Source organism: Lysinibacillus sp. FJAT-14745 (genome assembly GCF_001275675.1).
Lineage (GTDB): Bacteria > Bacillota > Bacilli > Bacillales_A > Planococcaceae > Lysinibacillus.
Genome location: NZ_LITM01000001.1, coordinates 232,605 through 238,081 on the forward strand (window position 1 = coordinate 232,605; position 5,477 = coordinate 238,081).

A 5,477-nucleotide genomic window follows, 5' to 3' on the forward strand; every position below is an offset into this window, starting at 1 on the left:
ATACGTGAGTTTTCACTTTTTTTCTATACTTTAATGGAAATTTATTGATGGTCAACCCCAAGTTATGGTGATGAGCCGAGTTTTTAGAAAAAATGGTAAAATATTACGAATTGAAGTACTGTAACTTTTCATCTACAAAGGAGTACAACAATAGAAGTAGTCATAATAATAAAATCATGTGCATTTATAATAGAAGTAAGTGACCTATTTTTATTCAATAGTAAGCCACCATGACTACTCTCTGATCGGGCGGCCATGGCTAATTTTTATGCCATCATTAGCTTGTATATGATGTTGTATCAAAAGGAAAGGACGAAAATGAAAAACAACCACAGTTACATTTAGTAATAAAATAATAAATAGTAAATAAATTACCTATAGTAAATAAGTTACTTCAAATTTACTTTTTTAATAATAATCGTTACAATAGAGTACATAAGAGGTGAAAAAAATGACTGAGTCAAATTTATGTCCTCGTTTAGCTAAAGCAATGGATTTAATTGGAAAACGCTGGACAGGGCTAATTTTATATCAATTATTAGACGGACCACAGCGTTTCAATGAGATAGAATCTTCATTACCTGTAAGTGGTCGTTTATTATCCGAACGTTTAAAAGAGCTAGAAAAAGAAGGGCTTGTTGAACGAAAAGTCTATTCAGAGGTACCAGTGCGTGTTGAGTATTCTTTGACGGATAAAGGTTGGGCATTAGAAGGAGCAATTCGCAATATCGAATCATGGGCAACGAGCTGGCTTTAAATTGTGAAGTCGGTGAAGCCTGTCTCGAAATTTCTGATGGATAGATAAACATTGGACATATGTAATACTAATGACCATGAATTTTCTTTATCATATTCATCATCTCTGCAGGGACTCTCGCTACCCGTTAAGGCGAGATAAAAAATAAAATAACCTTCATTTTACTTGTCAAATCAGGGTTCTAAATCCATACTAGTGTAGAGTAAGAAGGACGTTAGAAAGGAATTAGCTCTCATGACAAAAGAACAATGGGTGGCGGATTTAGCACAGAGCGTTAATCCAGCCAATATTAAGTTAGATGAATCATTACAGCAATATACTATGACAAAATTAGGCGGTAAAGCGGATGTTTTCGTTCTCGTTGAAACAGAGGAAGAAGCAGCAACGGTTATTCGCTATGCCCATAAGAATAATATACCTTTATTAATGTTAGGTAATGGATCTAATATGGTCGTTCGTGATGGCGGTCATCGAGGGATCGTTGTTACATTTTCATTTTTAGATGAGATTCGCATTAATGGTGACCATGTTTACGCGCAAAGCGGTGCACTTATTAAGGATGTATCAAAACTGGCTGCGGCAGCATCTTTAACAGGTTTTGAATTTGCATGTGGTATCCCTGGCTCAGTTGGTGGAGCTATGGCAATGAATGCAGGTGCATATGGCGGTGAAATTAAGGATATTATTATTTCTTCGAAAGTGTTAACAAAAGAAGGCGAAATTTTAATATTATCGAAAGATGAGCTTGAACTTAGTTATCGTCAAAGTATCATTGCTAAGAAGGGGTATTATGTATTATCATCCGAATTTCAATTAGCAAAAGGTGTACAGGAAGAAATTGATGCAAAAATTGCTGATTTAACGTTTCAGCGAGAATCTAAGCAGCCGTTAGAATACCCATCTGCAGGGAGTGTTTTTAAACGCCCACCAGGTCACTTTGCTGGCAAGCTTATTCAAGATAGTGGCTTACAAGGAAAAGGCGTAGGTGATGCAGAAGTATCAACGAAGCATGCAGGCTTTATTGTTAATAAAGGTCATGCAACGGCTACTGAATATATTGCAACAATCCAAATGGTACAACGAGTAGTAAAAGAAAAGTTTGGCATCGACTTAGAAACAGAAGTAAAAATCGTTGGTGACGACTTATAGGATACTACGCTCTTCGCCAATGGTGAAGGGCGTTTTTTGAGGAGTGAAACAGAAAATGAAGTTTATATCATGGAATGTTAATGGAATTCGAGCATGCTTAGGTAAAGGGTTTTTAGATTTCTTCAATCATGTAGATGCAGATTTTTTCTGTATTCAAGAAACAAAGTGCCAGGCTGAACAAGTGGAGATTTCTCTTGAGGGATATGAGCAATATTGGAATTATGCACAAAAGAAAGGTTATTCAGGTACAGCCATCTTTACAAAACATACCCCACTCGCAGTACGTTATGGCGTTGGTGACGATGAATCGCAAGAAGAGGGAAGAATTATTACACTAGAGTATGAAGATTTTTACTTAGTGAATGTTTATACCCCAAATTCACAGCGGGATTTAGCGAGATTACCTCTTCGTTTAAAATGGGAGGATCGATTAGCGCTATATTTAAAAGAGCTAGATTCCAAGAAACCTATAGTTTACTGTGGTGATTTAAATGTTGCACATATGGAAATTGATTTAAAAAATGCGAGGTCTAATGTCGGTAATTCAGGTTTTACATATGAAGAACGTGAAAAAATGACGGAGCTATTGGCAAGTGGTTTTGTGGATTCATTCCGCCACATGCATCCAGATACAATAGACCACTATACATGGTGGTCTTATATGAATAAAGTACGCGAGCGTAATATCGGATGGCGTATCGACTACTTTATTGTTTCTGAAAGACTAAAAAATAACATAAATGTGGCAAGTATTCATTCACAAATTATGGGCAGTGATCATTGTCCAATCGAACTACAGCTTAATAACTAGTATCTATAAAAAATCGTATTTCTAAAAAGAAATACGATTTTTTTTATAATGCAATGCAATAAACATTAAATTTTAAATCTTTTAAAAGGATTTGAAAGCGGGTGAAAGAATATATTGCAAAAAGGGGGTTGAGATGTGAGAAAGTTTACATGGAAAAAGTGGTTACTGGCTATTGCAGGATTTTTAGCTGTACTAGCTATTGTCGCATTTATCGGATTTACATGGTTTATGAATAAATCAAAGCCAGTAATTGATGGAGAGCTTTCGTTGAGCTAGATGAAGATGTAACTGTCACAAGGGATGACAAGGGGATCCCTCATATTTTTGCAAAGACGGATGCAGATTTGTATCGGGCACAAGGTTATGTTCAAGCACAAGACCGACTGTTTCAAATGGATTTAGCGCGAAGACAAGCTAGTGGTCGTTTGTCGGAAATAATCGGTGAGGCAACTATTGATACTGATAAACATTTCCGAACGTTTAGCTTGCGTGATGCAGCTGAAAAATCATTATCTACCTATGATGCAGATAGTAGGCAGGTGCTTGAGTGGTTTGCAGATGGCGTCAATGCTTTTATTGCACAGGCTAAGAAAAATAATACATTAAGCTATGAATTTGCATTACTAGGCTACGAACCGGAGGAATGGTCCGTTGTAGACTCTCTTACTATTGGTAAATATATGGCCTATGACTTAGGGGGTAATTGGAATACGCTTGCGTTCCGTCATTGGGCTTTACAAAACTTTGGTGAAGAAAAAGCTAAAGAATTATTTATAAAGTATCCTGAAAACGCTTCATCCATTCTCAAGGCAAATAAAGAGAATCCAGTAGCCGTGGCAGGGCATTTTAAGACAGACCTGTTGCCAAATGAATTTAACGGCAGTAATAACTGGGTTGTATCAGGGAAGAAAACAAAAAACGGTACGCCAATTTTAGCGGATGATCCACATTTAGGATTGAGTACACCATCTATTTGGTATCAAATGCATCTACAATCTCCTGAACAAAATGTGAGTGGCGTAATATTTGCGGGTATTCCGGGCATTATTTTAGGCCACAATGATAACATTGCATGGGGTGTAACGAATGTTGGACCTGATGTACAGGATCTATATATTGAAATACCAAATCCGAATAATCCAACACAGTTTCGCTATGATGGTAAGTGGGAGCAAGCAGAGGTGCGTAATGAACCGATTAAGGTAAAGGATGGAGAAATGGTAGATTTTAAAGTCGTTGTCACACGTCATGGCCCAATCATGACAGATTTAGCTTTTAAAGATACTGAGCCTACAGCGCAATTTTCGATGCAGTGGACGGCACTGCAACCAACGACAGAACTACGTGCAGTGCTAGGCTTTAATAAGTCAAAATCCTGGAGTGAATTTGAAAAAGCATTAGAGGATTTTAAGGCACCAGCTCAAAATTTTGTTTTTGCATCAAAGGATGGCACAATTGCTTATAAAGCGAATGGTCAAATTCCGATTCGAAAACAAGGGGCCGGGCAATTACCGGTACCGGGTGATTCTAGTGAATATGGGTGGGAGGGCTATATCCCGTGGGATAAGCTGCCGACTGTAGTAAACCCAGATGAAGGCTTTATTGCAACAGCGAATAACGAAGTCATTGGAGAAGAATATCCTTATCATATAACAGATTTCTGGGCACAGCCTTATCGTTTTGAACGGATTAAGGAAGTTTTAGCGGCGAATGATTCTTTAACAGTGGAAGATATGATGAATTTACAAATGGATCAGCATAACTTATATGCTCGTGAGTTTTTACCATCTTTATTAACATCGATAAAAGCACAAGATCGGGATGGAAAATATAAAGATGTTATTAAATTATTAGAGAAATGGGATATGGTAGATGCGAAGGATTCTGGGGCACCATTAGTGTTCCATACATTAATGGAAAAGCTACAGGAAGTGTTATTTAAGGATCAGATGCCGGGAGATATGTATGAATTAATGTATGGGAAATTTAATATTACAGACCAGCTTTTACGTACAGCTTATGCAGGTAACAAGAGCATATGGATTGAGGAGCAGGGTGGAGTCGATGCAACAGTTTACAAGGCATTAGAGCTCACTGTCGCACAAATAGAAGATCAATTCGGAAAAAACGTATCAAAATGGAAATGGGGTAACTTCCATCAGCTTACCTTTGACCATACATTAGGTAAAGCTTCGCCAATTCTTGCAGCATACTTTAATGCTAAAAAGGTTCCTATTGGTGGTTCAAAGGTTACTGTTCAGGCTGCTGATAATGATTTAGCTGGTAATGTTGATCACGGGGCATCATGGCGTTTTGTTGTAGATGTTGGTGATTTAAGCTCAGCCTTTCATATCGTTGGTCCCGGACAGAGTGGACATGTAAAATCTGCTTGGTATCAAGATCAAGTAATGGATTGGGCCAATGGAAATTATCATCAAACGTTTGTGAGAAAAGAAGATATTAAAGGTAAAACGTTGCGATTAAAAGCACAGTAGGAAGAGAAGCTATAAGAATCTATAGGGTTTTATATTAAGAAAACATGGTTTCTCAGCATGCCTTATTAAACTCCACTTTGTTTAATATGTCACCATAATTTCATTATCACAAGAACATGCCAAAGTTATCACATAAAAGTGATAGCTTTTTTGCTTTTATATGAATGAGTAGCAATTTAAATAAAAACATCAGGCGTGTTGATTAGGAAAAAATAAGTTTATTATTGAGCGATAAAAGGATTTTTTTGTTACCACTTTGCCAATA

The 5,477-nt window shown here is 37.1% G+C and carries 3 protein-coding genes and 1 pseudogene; all 4 read left to right on the forward strand.

Features of this window, described 5'->3' with window-relative positions:
* The first annotated feature begins 451 nt into the window (after positions 1 to 451).
* The 4 genes and pseudogenes from AMS59_RS01155 (at position 452) to AMS59_RS01170 (ending at position 5,212) form a co-directional block, all read left to right on the forward strand.
* Positions 452 to 757 carry a helix-turn-helix domain-containing protein gene (locus AMS59_RS01155; protein WP_053481933.1) on the forward strand — a complete coding sequence of 102 codons (306 nt, stop codon included), beginning with the start codon at positions 452 to 454 and terminating at the stop codon, positions 755 to 757.
* 234 nt (positions 758 to 991) lie between these two features.
* On the forward strand, positions 992 to 1,906 hold the full coding sequence (murB, locus tag AMS59_RS01160) for a UDP-N-acetylmuramate dehydrogenase (protein ID WP_053481934.1): 915 nt from the start codon (positions 992 to 994) through the stop codon (positions 1,904 to 1,906).
* A gap of 55 nt (positions 1,907 to 1,961) precedes the next feature.
* The gene (locus AMS59_RS01165) at positions 1,962 to 2,717 is read left to right on the forward strand and encodes an exodeoxyribonuclease III (RefSeq protein ID WP_053481935.1); all 756 of its coding nucleotides are present in this window, start codon (positions 1,962 to 1,964) and stop codon (positions 2,715 to 2,717) included.
* 135 nt (positions 2,718 to 2,852) lie between these two features.
* Positions 2,853 to 5,212 (forward strand): annotated as a pseudogene (locus AMS59_RS01170) (penicillin acylase family protein).
* The last annotated feature ends 265 nt before the right edge of the window (positions 5,213 to 5,477 follow it).

What these genes read in the sequence shown, in the direction of transcription:
- murB (WP_053481934.1), top strand. Translation starts at nt 992, where the DNA reads ATGACAAAAGAACAATGGGTGGCGGATTTAGCACAGAGCGTTAATCCA.
- AMS59_RS01165 (WP_053481935.1), top strand. Translation starts at nt 1,962, where the DNA reads ATGAAGTTTATATCATGGAATGTTAATGGAATTCGAGCATGCTTAGGT.
- AMS59_RS01155 (WP_053481933.1), top strand. Translation starts at nt 452, where the DNA reads ATGACTGAGTCAAATTTATGTCCTCGTTTAGCTAAAGCAATGGATTTA.